This is a genomic window from Candidatus Symbiopectobacterium sp. NZEC135, assembly GCF_025962695.1.
The window spans coordinates 1-516 of record NZ_JAGFPF010001530.1 but is presented as its reverse complement, the minus strand read 5'-3'; the positions used below and the strand labels follow the sequence as shown (position 1 = coordinate 516).

The following is a 516-nucleotide window of genomic DNA, read 5'->3' as shown; positions in this document are numbered from 1 at the left end:
CAGCGCATGGGCATGGGGTGCCACGTGCTGGTGGAGGGCGAAGACGAGTGTAAAAAATATGCCGCCACGGCGCGCAGCCTGCTGACCCAACAGGGCGAAACCGATCGCGACCATATCACGATGCTTTCTGCCCCCGATATGGAGCATTTTATGTATCGCAATGGCTACAAGGATGTTTTCCATCGCATTGCACAGTTGCCGGAAAATGTGCCGCTCTCAGCCGCAAAAGTGATTGTGAAAGCGATTCACCGTGCCTCAAAACCGGATCTGGCCATCGAGGTAGCAATGGCTGCCGCTGAACGCGGCAATGACGCCATTCCTGTCTTGATTCGCACACTTTTTTCACGCGTACTCTGGTTGGCGCGAGGGCGGGCCGATTGAGCCGATCCGCGCTCAGATAAGCTAAAATAAAAATGCCGGTCGTGAAACCAGCATTTTCTTCTGTGATAATGAGGAGCGTATTTCAGACCACCGCTAGGCAACTGCCTCGGCTACCAGCGGGACGATCAAACTGGC

Annotated in this window: 1 pseudogene; it reads left to right on the top strand. The window is 54.7% G+C overall.

Annotation, left to right across the window (positions count from 1 at the left end):
- A pseudogene (locus tag J5224_RS35195) lies at nucleotides 1–381 on the top strand (ATP-dependent endonuclease); the annotation flags it as partial.
- Between the last annotated feature and the right edge of the window lie 135 nt (nucleotides 382–516).